This is a genomic window from Pseudoroseicyclus tamaricis, from assembly GCF_012070395.1.
GTDB lineage: Bacteria > Pseudomonadota > Alphaproteobacteria > Rhodobacterales > Rhodobacteraceae > Pseudoroseicyclus_A > Pseudoroseicyclus_A tamaricis.
Genome location: NZ_JAAFYS010000003.1, coordinates 583,127 through 598,844, shown reverse-complemented (window position 1 = coordinate 598,844; position 15,718 = coordinate 583,127). Strand labels below are relative to the sequence as shown.

At 71.3% G+C, this 15,718-nt stretch carries 15 protein-coding genes; 7 read left to right on the top strand and 8 right to left on the bottom strand.

Annotated features, from left to right (window positions below; genetic code table 11):
- Nucleotides 1-95 precede the first annotated feature (95 nt).
- From GY170_RS14720 to GY170_RS14705, 4 genes are all read left to right on the top strand, one after another.
- The gene (locus GY170_RS14720) at nucleotides 96-1,145 is read left to right on the top strand and encodes a GSCFA domain-containing protein (protein WP_163894941.1); all 1,050 of its coding nucleotides are present in this window, start codon (nucleotides 96-98) and stop codon (nucleotides 1,143-1,145) included.
- A complete protein-coding gene (locus GY170_RS14715) occupies nucleotides 1,142-1,858 on the top strand; it encodes a hypothetical protein (RefSeq protein ID WP_163894939.1) in 717 nt (238 codons plus the stop codon). The genes GY170_RS14720 and GY170_RS14715 overlap by 4 nt, the downstream gene beginning before the upstream one ends.
- A complete protein-coding gene (folD, locus tag GY170_RS14710; RefSeq protein WP_163894937.1) occupies nucleotides 1,855-2,745 on the top strand; it encodes a bifunctional methylenetetrahydrofolate dehydrogenase/methenyltetrahydrofolate cyclohydrolase FolD in 891 nt (296 codons plus the stop codon). Before GY170_RS14715 ends, folD begins: the two co-directional genes overlap by 4 nt.
- A 118-nt stretch (nucleotides 2,746-2,863) precedes the next feature.
- On the top strand, nucleotides 2,864-3,751 hold the full coding sequence (locus GY170_RS14705; protein WP_163894935.1) for a LytTR family DNA-binding domain-containing protein: 888 nt from the start codon (nucleotides 2,864-2,866) through the stop codon (nucleotides 3,749-3,751).
- On the opposite strand, the gene pdeM is transcribed toward GY170_RS14705, so the two are convergent.
- The 4 genes from pdeM to GY170_RS14685 form a co-directional block, all read right to left on the bottom strand.
- Complete coding sequence (gene pdeM / locus GY170_RS14700) at nucleotides 3,748-4,467, bottom strand: ligase-associated DNA damage response endonuclease PdeM (protein WP_163894933.1); 720 nt, start codon at nucleotides 4,465-4,467, stop codon at nucleotides 3,748-3,750. The two genes, GY170_RS14705 and pdeM, sit on opposite strands and share 4 nt — an antisense overlap.
- 473 nt (nucleotides 4,468-4,940) lie before the next feature.
- The gene (locus GY170_RS14695) at nucleotides 4,941-7,325 is read right to left on the bottom strand and encodes a ligase-associated DNA damage response DEXH box helicase (RefSeq protein ID WP_163894931.1); all 2,385 of its coding nucleotides are present in this window, start codon (nucleotides 7,323-7,325) and stop codon (nucleotides 4,941-4,943) included.
- 118 nt (nucleotides 7,326-7,443) lie between these two features.
- Complete coding sequence (locus tag GY170_RS14690) at nucleotides 7,444-8,547, bottom strand: permease (RefSeq protein WP_163894929.1); 1,104 nt, start codon at nucleotides 8,545-8,547, stop codon at nucleotides 7,444-7,446.
- Nucleotides 8,531-8,881 (bottom strand): ArsR/SmtB family transcription factor, encoded by a 351-nt coding sequence (locus tag GY170_RS14685; protein WP_163894927.1) that lies wholly within the window; start codon nucleotides 8,879-8,881, stop codon nucleotides 8,531-8,533. Before GY170_RS14685 ends, GY170_RS14690 begins: the two co-directional genes overlap by 17 nt.
- Before the next feature lie 236 nt (nucleotides 8,882-9,117).
- On the opposite strand from GY170_RS14685, the gene GY170_RS14680 reads away from it, so the two are divergent.
- Genes GY170_RS14680 through GY170_RS14670 form a run of 3 tightly spaced genes read left to right on the top strand, consistent with a single transcriptional unit; the run spans nucleotide 9,118 to nucleotide 11,035 of the window.
- On the top strand, nucleotides 9,118-9,639 hold the full coding sequence (locus tag GY170_RS14680) for a P-loop NTPase family protein (protein WP_209316617.1): 522 nt from the start codon (nucleotides 9,118-9,120) through the stop codon (nucleotides 9,637-9,639).
- Nucleotides 9,636-10,265 (top strand): uracil-DNA glycosylase family protein, encoded by a 630-nt coding sequence (locus GY170_RS14675; RefSeq protein WP_235924178.1) that lies wholly within the window; start codon nucleotides 9,636-9,638, stop codon nucleotides 10,263-10,265. Before GY170_RS14680 ends, GY170_RS14675 begins: the two co-directional genes overlap by 4 nt.
- On the top strand, nucleotides 10,262-11,035 hold the full coding sequence (locus tag GY170_RS14670; RefSeq protein ID WP_163894924.1) for an SseB family protein: 774 nt from the start codon (nucleotides 10,262-10,264) through the stop codon (nucleotides 11,033-11,035). The genes GY170_RS14675 and GY170_RS14670 overlap by 4 nt, the downstream gene beginning before the upstream one ends.
- A gap of 34 nt (nucleotides 11,036-11,069) precedes the next feature.
- On the opposite strand, the gene GY170_RS14665 is transcribed toward GY170_RS14670, so the two are convergent.
- From GY170_RS14665 to GY170_RS14650, 4 genes are read right to left on the bottom strand one after another with little or no spacing between them, the layout of a single operon-like run.
- The gene (locus GY170_RS14665) at nucleotides 11,070-11,999 is read right to left on the bottom strand and encodes a 2-hydroxyacid dehydrogenase (protein ID WP_163894922.1); all 930 of its coding nucleotides are present in this window, start codon (nucleotides 11,997-11,999) and stop codon (nucleotides 11,070-11,072) included.
- The gene (gene rodA / locus GY170_RS14660) at nucleotides 11,999-13,138 is read right to left on the bottom strand and encodes a rod shape-determining protein RodA (RefSeq protein ID WP_163894920.1); all 1,140 of its coding nucleotides are present in this window, start codon (nucleotides 13,136-13,138) and stop codon (nucleotides 11,999-12,001) included. Before rodA ends, GY170_RS14665 begins: the two co-directional genes overlap by 1 nt.
- A 6-nt stretch (nucleotides 13,139-13,144) precedes the next feature.
- Nucleotides 13,145-15,094, bottom strand: coding sequence for a penicillin-binding protein 2 (mrdA, locus tag GY170_RS14655; RefSeq protein ID WP_163894918.1), 1,950 nt, complete (start codon nucleotides 15,092-15,094; stop codon nucleotides 13,145-13,147).
- Entirely contained in the window at nucleotides 15,091-15,630 is a 540-nt protein-coding gene (locus GY170_RS14650; RefSeq protein WP_163894916.1) for a rod shape-determining protein MreD, read from the bottom strand. The genes mrdA and GY170_RS14650 overlap by 4 nt, the downstream gene beginning before the upstream one ends.
- Nucleotides 15,631-15,718: the final 88 nt, after the last annotated feature.

Below are 15,718 nucleotides of genomic sequence, written 5' to 3'. Positions count from 1 at the left end.
CGACGGCCTTTTCTGAGGGTGGTTTGACCGCGGGCGGGGGATGGCGCAAAGTCCCCCCCGCTCGCCTCCGGGCCCCAAACCAGCGGTGCATCCAGATGCCTGACACGCCATATTCCGACCTGCCGCCCTCAGCCTACTGGAAGACGGCGATGGGCGACAACTTCGCCGATCTCACCGGCCTCTATCAGCCGAAATGGCGGATCGGGCCGGAGCATGCCGTGGCGACCTACGGCTCCTGCTTCGCGCAGCATTTCGGCCGCTCGCTGCGGGCGCGCAAGTTCACCTGGGTGGATGGCGAGCCGGCCCCGGCGGGGCTGGAGAAGGAGGCGGCGGAGCGCTTCGGCTACGGCGTCTTCTCGGCACGGACAGCCAACATCTACACGCCCACACTCCTCGCCCAATGGGGCCGCTGGGCCTTTGCCGGCGAAGAGGTGCCGCAGGAGGCATGGGCGCAGGACGGCCGCGTCTACGATCCCTTCCGCCCCCGGATCGAGCCGGAGGGATTCGCCAGCGAGGAGGAGATGCGCCGCCTGCAGGGCGTCGCGATTCGCGCCTTCCGCCGCAGCATCGAGGAGGCCGATGTGCTGGTCTTCACGCTGGGGCTGACGGAGCGTTGGCTGAACGCCGCGGGCTTTGAGTACCCCATGTGCCCCGGCACCGCCGCCGGCACGTTCGACGAAAGCGCGCACCGCTTCGACAACCTCGGCTTCCTCGAGGCGAAGGCCGGCATGGAGGAGGCAATGTCCCTCTTCAAGGCCGCCAACCCGGGGCTGCGCTTCCTGCTCACCGTCTCGCCCGTGCCGCTCGTCGCCTCCGCCTCCGGCCGGCACGTGCTGGCGGCGACGATGCAGTCCAAGGCCATCCTGCGGGCGGTGGCGGGCGACCTCGCGGCCTCGCGCGAGGATACGGATTACTTCCCGTCCTTCGAGATCATCTTCAACCCGATCTACGGGCGCCGCTTCTTCCAGGACAACCTGCGCGGCATCGCGCCCGGCGGGGTCAACCGCGTCATGGGCCACTTCTTCGACACGCAGGCCGCCATCTTCGGCGCGCCGGAGGCCGCCGGCTCCGACGCCGAGGACGAGGCGCGCGCCGATGTCATCTGCGAAGAGGAGCTGCTCGGCAGCTTCGGGGGGCGCTCATGAGGCTTTGCATCATCGGCTCCAGCCACTGCGCGGCCCTCGGCGACGGGTGGGAAGAGGTGAAGGGCCGCTACCCCGGCACCGAGATCCACATCTTCGCCGCCCCGCGCCAGCAGGTGCTGGAAACCCGGCTCACCGGGAGCGAGCTGGTGCCGGAGACGGAGAAGCTGCGGAATTTCTTCCAGCTCTCCTCCGGCGGCCGCGAGACGATCAACGTGCAGCAATACGACCGCTTCCTGCTCTACGCCCTGCAAAAGCAGGCCGAGATCTTCCAGGATGATGCCAGCTACTCCGAAGCGGTCATGCAGGCCTCGCGCTCTGCCCGCGTGCTGGAGAGCCCCGAGATGGTGCTCGCCCGGCGCCTGCGGGAGTGCACCTCCGCCCCCATCGACGTCGCGCTCAGCCCCTATCGCCGCCCCGTCGGCGGGCGGGTGCCGGCCGAGGGGAGCGTGGCGGAGGAGAACGCCGCCTTCGCGCGCCTCTGGGCCGAGGCGGTGCCGGGCGCCCGCTTCGTCCCGCAGCCGCCGGAGACGGTGCTGACGGGGCGCGCGACGATCCCCGACTACGGCTCCGGCACCCGCCGGCTCTCGACGCGCGAGGGGCAGAAGCCGATCCCGCACAAGAGCCATGACGACGTGCACGCCAATGCCGAATACGGCGCCATCTGGATCAGCCGCTATCTCGAAGGGCTGCAACACGAGGAGCTTCCCGCATGACCCAAGCCAGCCTCATCGACGGCAAGGCCTTCTCCGCTGACCTGCGCGGCCGCATCGCCACCCACGTGGCGCGGCTGAAGGAGGAGCACGGGATCACCCCGGGCCTCGCCGTCGTGCTGGTGGGGGAGGACCCGGCGAGCCAGGTCTACGTCCGCTCCAAGGGCAAGCAGACGGTGGAGGCTGGCATGGCCTCCTTCGAGCACAAGCTGCCGGCGGACACCTCCGAGGAGACGCTGCTCGCCAAGGTGCGCGAGCTGAACGAGGACCCGGCCGTCCACGGCATCCTCGTGCAGCTGCCGCTGCCGAAGCACCTCGATTCCGATCTCGTGATCAACTCCATCGACGTGGCGAAGGACGTCGACGGCTTTCACATTTCCAACGTCGGGCTGCTGGCGACTGGGCAGAAGAGCCTCGTTCCTTGCACTCCTCTGGGCTGCATCATGATGCTGAAGGCCGAGCTCGGCGACCTTTCCGGCAAGGAGGCCGTGGTCATCGGCCGCTCCAACATCGTCGGCAAGCCGATGGCGCAGCTGCTGCTGGCGGAAAGCTGCACCGTCACCATCGCCCATTCCCGCACGGCGGATCTGGCCGGCACGGTGCGCCGGGCGGATATCGTGGTGGCGGCGGTCGGCCGCCCGCAGATGGTGCCGGGGGAGTGGATCAAGCCGGGCGCTACGGTGATCGACGTCGGCATCAACCGCGTGCCCAAGGAGGACGGCGAGGGCCACCGGCTGGTCGGCGATGTCGATTTCGCGTCGGCCAAGGAGGTCGCCGGCGCCATCACCCCCGTTCCCGGCGGGGTGGGGCCGATGACCATCGCGTGCCTGCTCTCCAACACGCTCACCGCCTGCTGCCGCGCCAACGGCATCCCCGAGCCGGAGCTCTGAGGGCGCCGGCGCGGCTTGCCCCCCCGGAATATGCCCTAGCTTGGCATGCGGGGGGCACCGGACGCGGGCGGCGGCGAGATTGACGGGCCGATGGCCCCCCGCCTCAGGAGGGAGGCCAATGAACATCTATTTTCAAAAGCTGCTCCGGCCCCTCTACTGGGACGGCCGCACCGCGGACTTCTCATGGAGCATGTGGCTGCCGATCCTCCTCGCCGTGTCGGCGGTATTGGGCGTCTCCGGCCCCTTCGGCACCTACTCGCAGTTCGAACTGGTGCCGCGGCTTTTGTTCTACAAGCTCGCCATCCTCTCCTCCGCCCCCGTCGCCTGGGGCGCGTCGCGCGGCACCGCGCGGATCCTGCCCCGCCTCGGTGCGGCGCCGATGATTGCACTGCGGGCAGCGATCTTCGCCGCCGCGACGACGCCCATCTTCGTGCTCGTCTACCGCGCCTTCGATCCGTGGATGATCGGCATCCCGCCGGGCTGGGGGGAGATCGCGCTGAAGTCCCTTCTCATCGGGCTCGGCCTCTTCGCCCTGCAGCGGGCGATTCGCGACGCGGTGCCGCAAGCCTCCTCCGAAGCGCCGAGGCTCCTCGCCCGCCTGCCGGGGCATGAAGGCGGGCGGGTCTGGCGGCTCTCGGCCGACGATCACTACACGCAGGTGCTGATCGACGGGCGGGAGGAGGAGAGGCTGCTGATGCGCTTCTCCGACGCGGTGGCGGAGATGGACTGCGTCGAGGGGCTGCTGGTGCACCGCTCGCACTGGGTGGCGCGCGAGGCGATCCGGGAGGCTCGGCGCGAGGGCGGCAAGGACGTGGTCGTGCTGCGCAACGGCGCCCGCCTGCCGGTGAGCCGCACCTACCGCGAGGGGCTGGAGGAGCTGGGCTTCCTGGAGCCGCGAGAGGTGGCCGCGGCCGCCGAGGAGCGCTCCGGCAGCTGGGAGGCGCCGCGCCAGAGCACCATGGAGGAGGCGCGCAGCCCCTCCCGCCGCAGCCGTCAGAGCCGCTAGGCCCGCCGCCCCACGGCCTGGTGCAGCGGCACGGGGCGGGGGCCACCCCGCTTCGCGCCGCCGGAGGGCAGCGGCACCTTCAGCGCCCGCTTTCCCGTCAGCACCGCGTGGGCGGGCTGGGAGAAGAGCGCCGTCAGCACCGGGGAGGTGGCGGAGAGGCCGCCCGTGTAGCAGCCGTAGGCCGGCAGGATCAGCCTCGATGCGTCGATCAGAAAGCAGGGGCGCGGCCGCCCGGCGCCCGGCAGGCCGAGCTTGGGGTGGTAGTGGCCGGAGACCTCGCCATTCGCCCCGGGGATGGCGATGTGCCGGAAGGTCAGCGCCCCGAGCCGCATCTCCGACAGGTGCGCGCCGCCAAGGTCGAGCGGGCCGGGATCGTGGTTCCCCTCGATCCACACCCAGCGCCGGCCGGCCTGCAGGGTGAGCAGCTGCTCGCGCGCCGCGGGGTCGAGCGCGTCGGCGGCGGCGGCATCGTCGAAGCTGTCGCCGAGGCAGACGATCTGCCGGGCGCCCGTTGCCGCGATGTCCTGCGCCAGCCTCCCCAGCGTCTCCGCCGCCTCGAAGGGCGGCAGCAGCGGCCCCGCCTCCCGCGCCACCCGCTCGGCGCGTCCGAGATGCAGGTCGGAGACGACGAGCGCCGCCGATCCGGGCAGGAAGAGGCCGCCGGAGGGCAGGGCGAGCAGGTCGGTTCCGGCGAGGGTGAGGGGGCAGGCGTTCATGCTGTGTTCTATGGCCGGTCGGGGCGGTCGGTGCAAGCGGGGGAGGGGGGTGGTGGGTTGGAAACCCACCCTACGGGAGATGCCCGGCCGGAGCCCCCTCAGGTGGGGTGGCCGGCGGCGGAGGGTGCGTGGCGAGCGCGCACCCTGCGATGGTGGTAGCGCCGGGAGCCGGTTTGATCTCCCCGTGGCACGACGGCTCCGTTCTTTCCCCGCCCGGTGCGCGCCAAAGGCGCAGGGCGAGCGCCGGCCCGTCCCGCGGGCTGGCGCTCCGGTGACGTCAGCGCGGAGCTCGGGGCGGGGCGGGGCTTGTCTGGCATAAAGTGCGCAGCTCACCCGTCGGAGCGCCACCCCACTGGCCGGCGCTCGCCCTGCGCCGGCGGGCGTTTCGCCAGAAGGCGAGGGGGCGGTGGGTTGCAAAACCCACCCGACAGGTCACGTAGGGTGGGTTTGTAACCCACCTTGGTCCGGCCCCCTCACTCCGTCTCCGCCAACAGGGCCTCCGCCGCCTCGACCATCATCCGCTCGCCCGCCTCGCCGTCCACCGGCACGCGGCCATGCTCGAGGAACAGCGGCGCCGCGAGCGGCGTCAGACCGGGGAGCTGGCGGAAATCCCAGCTGCCCTGGGTGCGGGAGAGCATCTCCTCGATTCGGCCGAAATCGACCAGCCCGCGCATGGCCTCCTCGCGGGTGATGTCCATCAGGATGTGCTCGGGGGCGTATTTCACCAGCGTGTCGTAGAGGATGTCGGAGGAGAAGGTTGCCTGCCGCCCTGTCTTCCGCCCGCCCGCCTGGTTGCGCTCGATCAGCCCCGCGATGGTCGCCGAGGCGCGGAAGGTGCGCTTCATCACCGCGTTGCCCTGCAGCCACGTCTCGAACTCCTCGCGCAGCGGCGCCTCGGCGAGGAGGGGCCCCGGATCCTCCACCGGCTCCAGCGACCAGATGAGCGTGGCGTAGTCGGTGGAGACGAAGCCGATAGGGGCGAGGCGGGCATCCTCCATCCGGCGGGTGAGGAGCAGCCCCAGCGTCTGCTGGGCGTTGCGGCCGGCGAAGCCGTAGAAGCAGGCGTAATGGCGCCCGTCATGGGGAAAGCTCTCCACCAGCAGCGCCCCCGGGCCGGGCAGGCGAGAGACCTCCTCCTGATGGGCGAGCCAGCTGCGGGTGTGCTCGGGCAGGCGGGCGAAGTCCCTCTCGGCGAAGAGGCGCAGGATCCGCTCGGAGAGCTGGGTGGAGGTGGCGAACTTGGTGCCGGCATAGACGGCGATCTTCGGCTTGCGCCCCTTGTCGCGGCTGACCTCGACGCTCATCTCCTTCAGCCCCTCGAAGCGGACGATCTTGCCGCCGAAGAGGAAGGTGTCTCCGGGCGTGAGGGACGAGGCGAAGCCCTCCTCGATCTCCCCCAGATGCGCCCCCTGCCCGCGCATGCGCACCTTCAGCATGTCGCTGTCCTGGATGGTGCCGATGTTCATGCGGATGCGCTGGGCCGAGCGCGGGTCGCGGAGCGTCCACTTCCCCTCGCGCAGCATGAGTCGCTGCCAGCGGTCATAGGCGCCGAGGCCGTAGCCGCCGGTGGCGCAGAAATCGAGCGCCTCGTCGAACTGGGCGCGGGTGAGGGCGCGGTAGGCGCCGCAGGTCTTCACCTCGTCGTAGAGCTGCCGCTCGTCGAAGGGGCCGGCGCAGGCGCGGATGAGGATGTGCTGGCAGAGCACGTCCCTCGGGCCGGGGCCCCGTGGGTCCCCGTCCAGATCGTTCTCGCGGGCGGCGTCCAGCGCGGCGAGGCATTCGATGATCTCGAAGCGGTTGGCGGGCACGAGCAGCGCCTTGGAGGGGGCGTTGTAGCGGTGGTTGGCGCGGCCGATGCGCTGGATCAGCCGCTTGACGTTCTTCGGCGCCCCGACCTGGATGATGAGGTCGACATCGCCCCAGTCGATGCCGAGATCCAGCGTGCCGGTGCAGACGATGGCCCGCAGCTCGCCGGCCACCATCGCCGCCTCGACCTTCTCGCGCTGGGCGCGGGCGAGGGAGCCGTGGTGGATGGCGATGGGCAGGTTCTCCTCGTTCGCCAGCCAGAGGTTGTGAAAGAAGATCTCCGCCTGCGCGCGGGTGTTGTGGAAGATGAGCGTCGTCTTGTGCCGCTTCACCTGCTCCAGCACCGCGGGGATCGCGTAGGCCCCGCCGCCGCCGGCCCAGGGCGGGCGCTCCTCCGTCGCCAGCATGGCGATGTCGGGCTCCGGCCCCGGATCGGCGTGCAGGATCGGCGCGGGCGGGACGGAGACGAGCGCGGCCAGCGCCGGCGGGTCCTCCACCGTGGCGGAGAGGAAGACGCGGCGCAGGCCCGGCGAGAGCGTCTCCAGCCGGGTCAGCGACAGGAGCAGCTGGTCGCCGCGCTTTGATTCCGCGAGGGCGTGGATCTCGTCGACGACGACCCGCTCCAGTCCGGCGAAGATGCGCGGCGCGTCCTCGTAGGAGAGGAGGAGGGCGAGGCTCTCCGGTGTCGTCAGCAGGATATGCGGCGGATCGGCGCGTTGGCGGCGGCGCTTGGCGTAGGAGGTGTCGCCGGTGCGATCCTCGATGCGGATCGGCAGGCCCGCTTCCTCCACCGGCACCGTCAGGTTGCGGCGGATGTCGGCGGCGAGCGCCTTGAGGGGCGAGATGTAGAGCGTGTGGAGACCGGCGCGGGGGCGCTCGGCCAGCTCAGCCAGGGTGGGCAGGAAGCCGGCGAGCGTCTTGCCGCCGCCAGTGGGCGCGATGAGCAGGAGCGAGGGCTCGGCAGCCCGGTCCAGCATCTCTTGCTGGTGGGGGTGGAGCGACCAGCCCCGGCGGGTGAAGAAGGTATCCAGCGCGGAGGGCAGGGCGGTCATGGCGCTGATGTAGGGGGGCGGAGGGGCCGGGGCAATCCGGCCGCTGCCCTGCCGCGCTCCCGCCCACCCACCCCGCGCACCAGGGCAGCCGCCTGAGCGGGGTGGGCGGGGGCCTGCTTCAGAGGAGGGCGTTGGCGGCGAAGCCGGCCGCGAGGGCGCCGGCGGCGCCGAAGCCGAGATAGGCGGCGAAGATCGGCGGGCGGACGAGGGCCCAGACCGCCATGACGGCGGGGATGCAGGTGACGCCGCCGGCGACCATGAAGGCGAGGCCGGCGCCGGGGCTCATCCCCTGCTCCATCAGGCCGCCGACGAGGGCGGGGGCGGCGTAGCCGTTCAGGTAGGCCGGCACGCCCAGCAGCGTCGCGGCGAGGATCGGCAGCAGGCCGTCGCCACCGACCCAGGCGCCGATCGTCTCCGCCGGGATGAAGCGGGTCATCAGCACCTCGACGAAGTAGGCCAGCGTCAGCCACTTCACGAGGAAGAGCGCGTTCTCCTCCGCCGCTTCGCGGAAGGCGGTGGTGCCGCCCGGCTTCTGCCAGAAGCGGAAGGCGGGCACGGGCTTGGCGCTGCCGCCGCAGCAGCTGCCGCTGCCGCAGCCCCGGCGCACCGGGCGCGGGCGGAGCGGGCTGGCGAAGGCGCCGCCGGCCATCAGCGCCTTGGTGGCGAAGCCGGCCGTCAGCGCGATGGTGAGCGCGGCGACGAGCTTGGCGACGGCCATCTCGGGGGAAATGGCGCCAGCGGTGATCGCGAAGGCGGCCGGGTCCATCAGCGGCGAGGCGAGCCAGAAGGCCATGATGGCGCTGATCGGCGCGCCGGCGGCGAGAAGGGCGGCGACGAGCGGGATCACCTCGCAGGAGCAGAAGGGCGAGAGCCCGCCCGCGAAGGCGGCGAGCACAATGGCAAGGCTCTCCCGGCCGGCGAAGGCGCGGGTCACCAGCTCCTCCGCCTCCGCCGCCTTCAGCCAGGCGATGGAGAGGACGGCGAAGGCGATGAAGGGCGTGGTGTGCAGAAGCGCCGTCCCCGTGTCGCGCAGGAGCGGGCCGGCCTCGGCCGGGGCGAGGATGACGAGGAGCGCGGCGCCGGCGAGGAAGGTGGCCCACACACGGTCCACCTCTCTGAGGCGGGCGAGGAGGCCGCCGTCGCCGCCGGGGCCATGGTCATGCCCCGCGTGGGAGATCGAGGGGCCGGAGGTCAGGCGGGGCGGCTCAGTCGTGTCGGTCATGGCGATGTCCCTCTGGCGCGTCGGCGCAGCATTGGTCGAAGAGAAAGCCCGAGAGGCGCTCGATCACGCCCAGCTCGGCCCCCATGCAGATGATCTGCCGCCCCTGCCGCACCTGCCGGACGAGTCCCGCCTGCGCGAGGATCTTCAGGTGATGCGTCAGCGTCGATCCGGTCACCCCGGCGCGGGCGCCGAGATCGCCGATGGAGGCCCCCTCCGGCCCGGCGCGCACCAGCGTGCGCAGGACGGCGAGGCGCTGCTCGGAGCCGAGGGCGGCGAAGCGGGCGGCCATGAGGGTGAGGTCGAGATCGGCCTCGGGGGGGAGATTCATTTTCATGATGCTAGAAACATCGAATGGTGGGCGTCTGTCAATCCCGCTCGTCCAGGGGGGAGGGCCGCGGCGGCTGCCAACCCGGCGACAGAAGGTCCACCCGGTGCCGGCGGATTCGCGCGGTTTTTCCTTCGGTGAGTTAACAAAAGGTGAAGGGCTGCTTGATTTTGCGGCGGTGATGGGCCAGCAAGGAGCTCGTGGCGGGATTTCGGGTTCATATCACCGGCGCCTCGGGATCAGGCGTGACGACGTTCGGACGGGCGCTGGCGCAGGCCCGCTCCTGCCCGTCGTTCGACACCGACGATTTCTACTGGCTGCCGACCGATCCGCCTTACGCGGAGAAGCGGCCCGTGCCGCAGCGCCTGCAGCTGATGTCCGAGCTGTTCCTCAGCCGCCCCGACTGGGTGCTCTCCGGCTCCCTCGATGGCTGGGGGGACCCGCTGATCCCCTGTTTCGACGCGGTGATCTTCGTCACGCTGGAGCCCGAGGAGCGGATGCGCCGGCTGGCGGCGCGCGAGGCGCGGCGCTACGGCGCAGCCGCCCTGCAGCCGGGCGGGCGGGAGCACGCGGGCCACAAGGCCTTCATGGCCTGGGCGGCGCGCTATGACGATTCGGGGTTCGCCGGCCGCTGCCGGGCCCGGCACGAGGCCTGGCTCTCGGCGCTGCCCTGCCCGGTGGTCACGGTCGAGAGCACCGAGCCGGTGGAGGACATGCTGCGCCGCGTCGAGCATGCCCTCACCCCGCGGGAGCGCATCTCCGCTTGACCGACCTGCCGCCTAGGGACGTGCCGCCCGGTGACCTCGCCGGGGAAATATCCGCCTGCCGCCTCTGTGCCGATCGCTTCGCGGCGACGGCGACGCATCACGCGCCGCGCCCGGTGCCTTGGTTCCGCCCCGGCGCTCGGGTGCTGATCGCGGGGCAGGCGCCGGGCAAGCGCGTCCATGCCTCCGGCCGGCCTTTCACCGACCCGTCGGGGGACCGTCTGCGCGACTGGCTGGGCATGAGCGAGGAGGTGTTCTACGACCTCTCCCGCGTCGCCGTGGTGCCGATGGCCTTCTGCTTTCCCGGCTACAATGCCAAGGGCGCGGATCTGCCGCCCCCCAAGATCTGCTCGGCCACGTGGCACGACCGGGTGATGGCCGAGATGCCGGGCCTGCGCCTGAAGGTGCTGGTGGGCGCCGCCTCGATCAACTGGCACCTTGGGCCCGGCCATGGAAAGAACGGGGGCCGGATGACGGAAAGGGTGGCGGCCTGGCGCGAGACGGCGCCGGAGGTCTTTCCGCTGCCGCATCCGTCGTGGCGGAACAATGCGTGGCTGCGGGCGAACCCGTGGTTCGCCGAAGAGGTGCTGCCGGCGCTGCGGGCGCGGGTGAAGGAGGTTCTGGAATGAGCGAGACAACGGCACTGGACGAGGCCTTCGCGGTCATGGAGGCGGGCGGCGACGACGAGCGCCTCGCCTGGTACGGGGTGCTGGCCAACCAGCTGCTCCTGCTGCTGCTGGAGGGCGAGCCGGAGGGCGAGGATGTCTCGCCGAAGATCGCCCGCGTCGAGGGCGCGCCCTACGTGCTGGCCTTCGACAGCGAGGAGAAGCTGGCGGAGTTCGCCGAAGGCATGGCCGAGAGCGCGACGCTGCCCGGCCGGGTGCTCGTGGGCATGCTGGCGGGGCAGGGTCTGGGCCTCGCCGTCAACCTCGGCGCCGCCTCGGCCCAGCTTCTGCCGCAGGAGGCGGTGAACTGGTTCGCCGCCACCCTCTCCGAGGAAGCGGTGGAGGCCGAGGGCGTGCGCCCCGGCGTGCTGACGCCGCCGCGCCACGTGCCGGACGGGCTGGTGGCGGCGCTGGAGGGCAAGCTGGAGGGGCTGGCCGGCCTCGCCCAGTCCGCCTGGCTGGCAGAGGCGGAGAGGGGGCGGCTGGTGCTGGCCTTCCTCGCCGCCGCGCCGGGGGCGGAGCGGGCGCTGGCCGGGGCGATGCGCGAGGCGCTGGCGTTCTCCGGTGCGGAGGTGGAGCTCGACGTGGCCTTCCTCTCCGGCCGGGACGGGCTGTCGGCCGCGGCAATGGCCAATGGCGTGGAGCTGACGATGACGGCGCCGCCGGAGCCGGAGCGCCCGGCCAAGCCGCTGCCGCCGGGGATGGACCCGTCGAAGCCGCCGAAGCTGCGGTAGGGGCCACTCGCCGCTCCCTTGCGGGCGCGTCTCGTCAGTACCCGGCGGCGCGGTCGACGAGGTGGAGGAGCGGCTCGCCGGCCTCGTGGCGGCGGATGTTCTCCGCGATGACCCGCGCCGCCGTCCGGGGCCGCGTCTCGGCGGCGATGTGCGGGGTCACCGTCACCTGCGGGTGCTGCCAGAACGGGTGGTCCTTCCGCAGCGGCTCCTTGCGGAAGACATCCAGCGTGGCATGGCTGAGCTGCCCGGAGTCCAGCGCCGCCAGCAGCGCCTCTTCGTCGATCAGCGCGCCCCGGCCGGGGTTGAGGAGTATGGCGCCCGGCGCGAGGCGGGCGAGGGCGTCGGCGTCCACTAGGCTCTCCGTCGCTTGCGTCAGCGGCAGCAGGGTGACGAGGATCTCCGCCCCCTCCAGCGCCGCCGCGAGGCCCTCCGGCCCAGACAGGCAGCGGATCCCCGCCACCGTCTTCGGCCGCCGGCTCCAGCCGGTGACGTCGAAGCCAAAGCCCGCGAGCGCCTCCGCGCAGGCGCGGCCGAGCGCGCCGAGGCCGAGGATCGTCACCCGCCGCTCCCGCGCCAGCTTCGGCAGGCGCGGCGCCCAGTCGTGCGCCGGGTTCACCACATGCGCGTCGAGGCCGACATGGTGGCGCAGGACATGGGCGGCGACGTATTCCACCATCCCCCGCTCCAGCCCGTCATCCACCATCCGTGCCAGCGGCAGGTGCAGCGTCGGGTTGTCCACCACGTGCTCCACCCCCGCCCAGAGGGAGAGGACGGCCTTCGCCCGGGTGAAGGGCGTGAAGTCCCGCAGGCGCCCGACAGGGGCGTAGAGGATGTAATCGACCTCTTCGGCCGGCCAATCCTCCCTCACCTCGGCGTCCAGCCCCGCCTCGGCGAGGGCCTCGGCCAGAGCGGCCTCGTAGCCGGCGAAGGCGCCGGGGCGGCTGGAGAACAGCAGGCGCAGCATCAGCGCGGCTTGTGGACGTGCGCCGATTGCATGAGGCCGAAGCCGACGAGCAGGATCAGCATCGCCGAGCCGCCCCAGCTCACCAGCGGCAGCGGCACGCCGACGACAGGGGCGAGCCCCATGACCATGCTCATGTTCACCGCGAAGAACAGGAAGAAGGTCGTCGCGATGCCGATGGTCAGCAGCGCGGCGAAACGGTCCTTGTTGGTCAGCGCGGAGGAGACGCAGAAGATGATGATCAGCGCGTAGAGCAGCAGCAGGCCGAAGGCCCCGGCGAAGCCGAACTCCTCCGCCAGCGTGGTGAAGATGAAATCGGTGTGCTTCTCGGGCAGGAAGTTGAGCCGGCTCTGCGTGCCCTGCATGAAGCCCCGCCCCGTCCAGCCGCCGGAGCCCAGGGCGATCTTCGCCTGCGTGATGTGGTAGCCGGCTCCGAGCGGGTCGTTCGCCGGGTCGAGGAAGGTGTCGATCCGGCGGTACTGGTAATCCTCCAGCAGCTGCCACGGTGTGCCCCGGCTCTTGAAGACGGCGAAGACGGCGCCGGCGCCGGCGGCGATGACGGTGACGAAATAGGCCCAGTGCACCCCTGCGGCGAAGATCACCGCCCCGCCCCCGAGCAGCAGCAGGAGAGCCGTGCCGAGGTCGGGCTGCACCAGCGTCAGCATCACCGGCATGGCGATCAGGATCAGCGGCAGCGCTACGAAGATCGGGTTGGAGACGCGCTTGGCGGGCAGCCAGTCGTAATAGGCGGCCAGCATCATCACGAGGCCGATCTTCATCAGCTCCGACGGTTGCAGCTGGATGAAGCCGAGATCGATCCAGCGCTGCGCCCCCATCCCCACTTCGCCGAAGAAGTCGACGGCGATGAGCAGGGCGAGCGCGGTGAGGTAGGCGAGGACAGACATGTTCCGCCAGAACCAGATCGGCACCATCGCCACGACGAGCATCAGGGCGAGCCCGATCCCGAAGCGCTTGAGCTGCGGCAGCATCCATGTGCCCGGATTGCCGCCCGCCACCGAGTAGAGCATCAGGAAGCCGAAGGTGGCGACGGCGCAGATCAACAGGATCACGGGCCAGTTGAGGTAGAGCAGCTTGCGCGGCCCCGTCGGGACGAACTTGGTGTTGTACTCAAGGTAGGACATCGCGGCTCAGGCCCGGATCGTGGCGGTGGCGCCCTGCGCCGCCAGCCCGCGGATATGCTCCTGCTGCTCGGCCATGCGCCCGCGCATGTTGGAGGGATAGGCCTCCAGCGGCGGATCGCCGTCATAGAGCGCCTGCAGCGTGATGTCGCGCCCGATGGGCCCGGCGACGGAGGAGCCGCCGCCCCCGTGCTCCACCACCACGCAGACGGCGTAGCGCGGGTTGTCGAAGGGGGCGAAGTCGACCCAGAGCGCGTGGTCGCGCCGGTTCCACGGCAGATCGTCGTTCGAGGTCACGCCGCGCGCCCGCTCTTCGGGGGTGATCCGGCGGACCTGGCTGGTGCCGGATTTGCCCGCGATCTTCGCCTCGTCCAGCACCGTGCGGGTGCCATAGCCCGTGCCGCGCTGGTGGTTGACCACGTCGTACATGGCCGCGCGCAGGCGGCGCAGGTTGTTCTCGTTCAGCCCCAGGCTCTCGCCCCGGCCCGAGGGCTGCTCGACCCCGTCGATCGTGTGCACGAGCCGCGGCGTCACGGAGCGGCCAGTCGCCACCCGCGCCGTCATCACGGCCAGCTGCAGCGGCGACGCCAGCACGTAGCCCTGCCCGATGGAGGCGTTGACGGTATCGCCGATCCGCCATTCCTCTCCGTAGCGCTCGCGCTTCCACGCCTTGTCGGGGGCGATGCCCGGGGTGATCGCCGAGAGCGGCAGGTCATGCCGCACGCCGAGCCCGAGCTTGCGGGCCATCTCGGCCATCTTGTCGATGCCGACGCGCTGGCTCGCCTCGTAGTAATAGCAGTCGCAGCTCTGCTTGATGCTCTCGTGGAAGCTGACATTGCCGTGCCCGCCCGGTCGCCAGCAGTGGAAGCGGATGCCGGAGATATTGGTGTAACCTCCGCACCAGATCGTCTCCTCCGGCTCCACCTCGCCGGCCTCCAGCGCCGCCAGCGAGGTGACGAGCTTGAAGGTCGAGCCGGGCGGATAGCCGCCGGAGACGGCCTTGCCGGAGAGCGGCACGTGGTTGTCGTTCAAGAGGCCGTTGTAATCGGCGACCGAGATGCCGCGCACGAAGAGGTTCGGATCGAAGCTGGGGGAGGAGGCCATGGCGCGGATGTCGCCCGTCTCGGTGTCGATCACGACGGCGGCCGCGCTCTCCCCCTCCAGCCGCGCCTGCACGTAGCGCTGCAGGTGGGCGTCGATGGTCAGCTGCACGTCTGCGCCGGCGTCGCCATCCTCGCGATCGAGCTCCCGCATGACGCGGCCGAGCGCGTTCACCTCGATGCGGCGGGTGCCGGCGGAGCCGCGCAGCTGATCCTCCATCCGCGATTCGGCGCCGGTCTTGCCGACCTGGAACTTGGGGATCTGCAGGAGCGGGTCGTCATCCTCGGCGAGGTAGCCCTCCGTCAGGTCGTAGTCGGAGACGGGGCCGACATAGCCGACGACATGCGCGGTGTCGGAGCCGAGCGGGTAGACGCGGCTGAGGCCCACGTCGGCGGTGATGCCGGGCAGGGCGGGGGCGTTGGCGGTGATCTTGGCGACATCCTCCCACGCCACGCGGTCGGCGATGGTGACGGGCACGAAGGGGGAGCGGCGGGCCATCTCTTCCTTGGCACGCTCGACGAGCTCGGGGTCGATGTCGACGAGCTTGGTCAGCCGGGCGAAGGCCTCCTCGATGTCCCCGGCATCCTCGCGGGTGATGACGATGCGGTAGTTCTGCTCGTTGCCCGCCAGCAGCACGCCGTTGCGATCGAAGATCAGTCCGCGCGCCGGGGGGAGGAGGCGGATGTTGATCCGGTTCTCCTCGGCGAGCATGCGGAACTCGTCGGCATGGTCGACCTGCATCGAGTGCATCCGCCAGCCGAGCACCCCCACCACGCCGGCCTGCAGGCCGCCGAGGACGAGGGCGCGGCGCGAGAAGCGGCGCTGGATCAGGGCATCGGATCGGGTCGGGCGTTTCATATGCGGTGTCCCAGGCTGTCCACCTGCCCCGGCGCGGGGCGCGTGACCCCGAAGAGCCAGTGCGCGACGAGGGCGGCGAGCGGGTAGATGAGAGCGGTCAGCAGCATTTCGGAAGCGGTGAGCGAGAGCGGCGCCAGCGGGGCCATGAATAGCGCAAGACAGGTGCGGTAGGCCACCGCCGCGCCGAGGAGGCCGGCGGAGACGGTGAGCCATTCCTGGCCGAAGGAGGCGGAGCGCAGCGCGCCGGCGCGCCGGCGCAGCCATTCGGTGAGCAGCAGTACCACGAGAGCCCAGAGGCCCGGCGGGCGCTGGAAGACGATGTCGGCGGTGAAGAAGACCAGCGCCACCAGCGGCGCCGGCAGAAGATCCGGCCGCCGCGCCGCCCAGAGCAGCGTGAAGGCAAGGAGCAGGTCCGGCGGCGCCCAGCTCTTCGGCAGGGTGTTGAGCGGCAGAAGCCGCACGAAGATCAGCGCCAGCGCCAGCGCGAGGAACAGCGCCCGCCCCGCCCAGAGCCGCCCGACAGGGGTGCTCACCATGACAGCCCCTCCCGCCCCGCTCGCCGCTCCCTTGCGGGCGCGTCTCGCAGGCCATCATGGCAGGACAGCCGCCAAGCGCCCCTGTCTT

What these genes read in the sequence shown, in the direction of transcription:
- GY170_RS14720 (WP_163894941.1), top strand. Translation starts at nt 96, where the DNA reads ATGCCTGACACGCCATATTCCGACCTGCCGCCCTCAGCCTACTGGAAG.
- GY170_RS14715 (WP_163894939.1), top strand. Translation starts at nt 1,142, where the DNA reads ATGAGGCTTTGCATCATCGGCTCCAGCCACTGCGCGGCCCTCGGCGAC.
- folD (WP_163894937.1), top strand. Translation starts at nt 1,855, where the DNA reads ATGACCCAAGCCAGCCTCATCGACGGCAAGGCCTTCTCCGCTGACCTG.
- GY170_RS14705 (WP_163894935.1), top strand. Translation starts at nt 2,864, where the DNA reads ATGAACATCTATTTTCAAAAGCTGCTCCGGCCCCTCTACTGGGACGGC.
- pdeM (WP_163894933.1), bottom strand. Translation starts at nt 4,467, where the DNA reads ATGAACGCCTGCCCCCTCACCCTCGCCGGAACCGACCTGCTCGCCCTG.
- GY170_RS14695 (WP_163894931.1), bottom strand. Translation starts at nt 7,325, where the DNA reads ATGACCGCCCTGCCCTCCGCGCTGGATACCTTCTTCACCCGCCGGGGC.
- GY170_RS14690 (WP_163894929.1), bottom strand. Translation starts at nt 8,547, where the DNA reads ATGACCGACACGACTGAGCCGCCCCGCCTGACCTCCGGCCCCTCGATC.
- GY170_RS14685 (WP_163894927.1), bottom strand. Translation starts at nt 8,881, where the DNA reads ATGAAAATGAATCTCCCCCCCGAGGCCGATCTCGACCTCACCCTCATG.
- GY170_RS14670 (WP_163894924.1), top strand. Translation starts at nt 10,262, where the DNA reads ATGAGCGAGACAACGGCACTGGACGAGGCCTTCGCGGTCATGGAGGCG.
- GY170_RS14665 (WP_163894922.1), bottom strand. Translation starts at nt 11,999, where the DNA reads ATGCTGCGCCTGCTGTTCTCCAGCCGCCCCGGCGCCTTCGCCGGCTAC.
- rodA (WP_163894920.1), bottom strand. Translation starts at nt 13,138, where the DNA reads ATGTCCTACCTTGAGTACAACACCAAGTTCGTCCCGACGGGGCCGCGC.
- mrdA (WP_163894918.1), bottom strand. Translation starts at nt 15,094, where the DNA reads ATGAAACGCCCGACCCGATCCGATGCCCTGATCCAGCGCCGCTTCTCG.
- GY170_RS14650 (WP_163894916.1), bottom strand. Translation starts at nt 15,630, where the DNA reads ATGGTGAGCACCCCTGTCGGGCGGCTCTGGGCGGGGCGGGCGCTGTTC.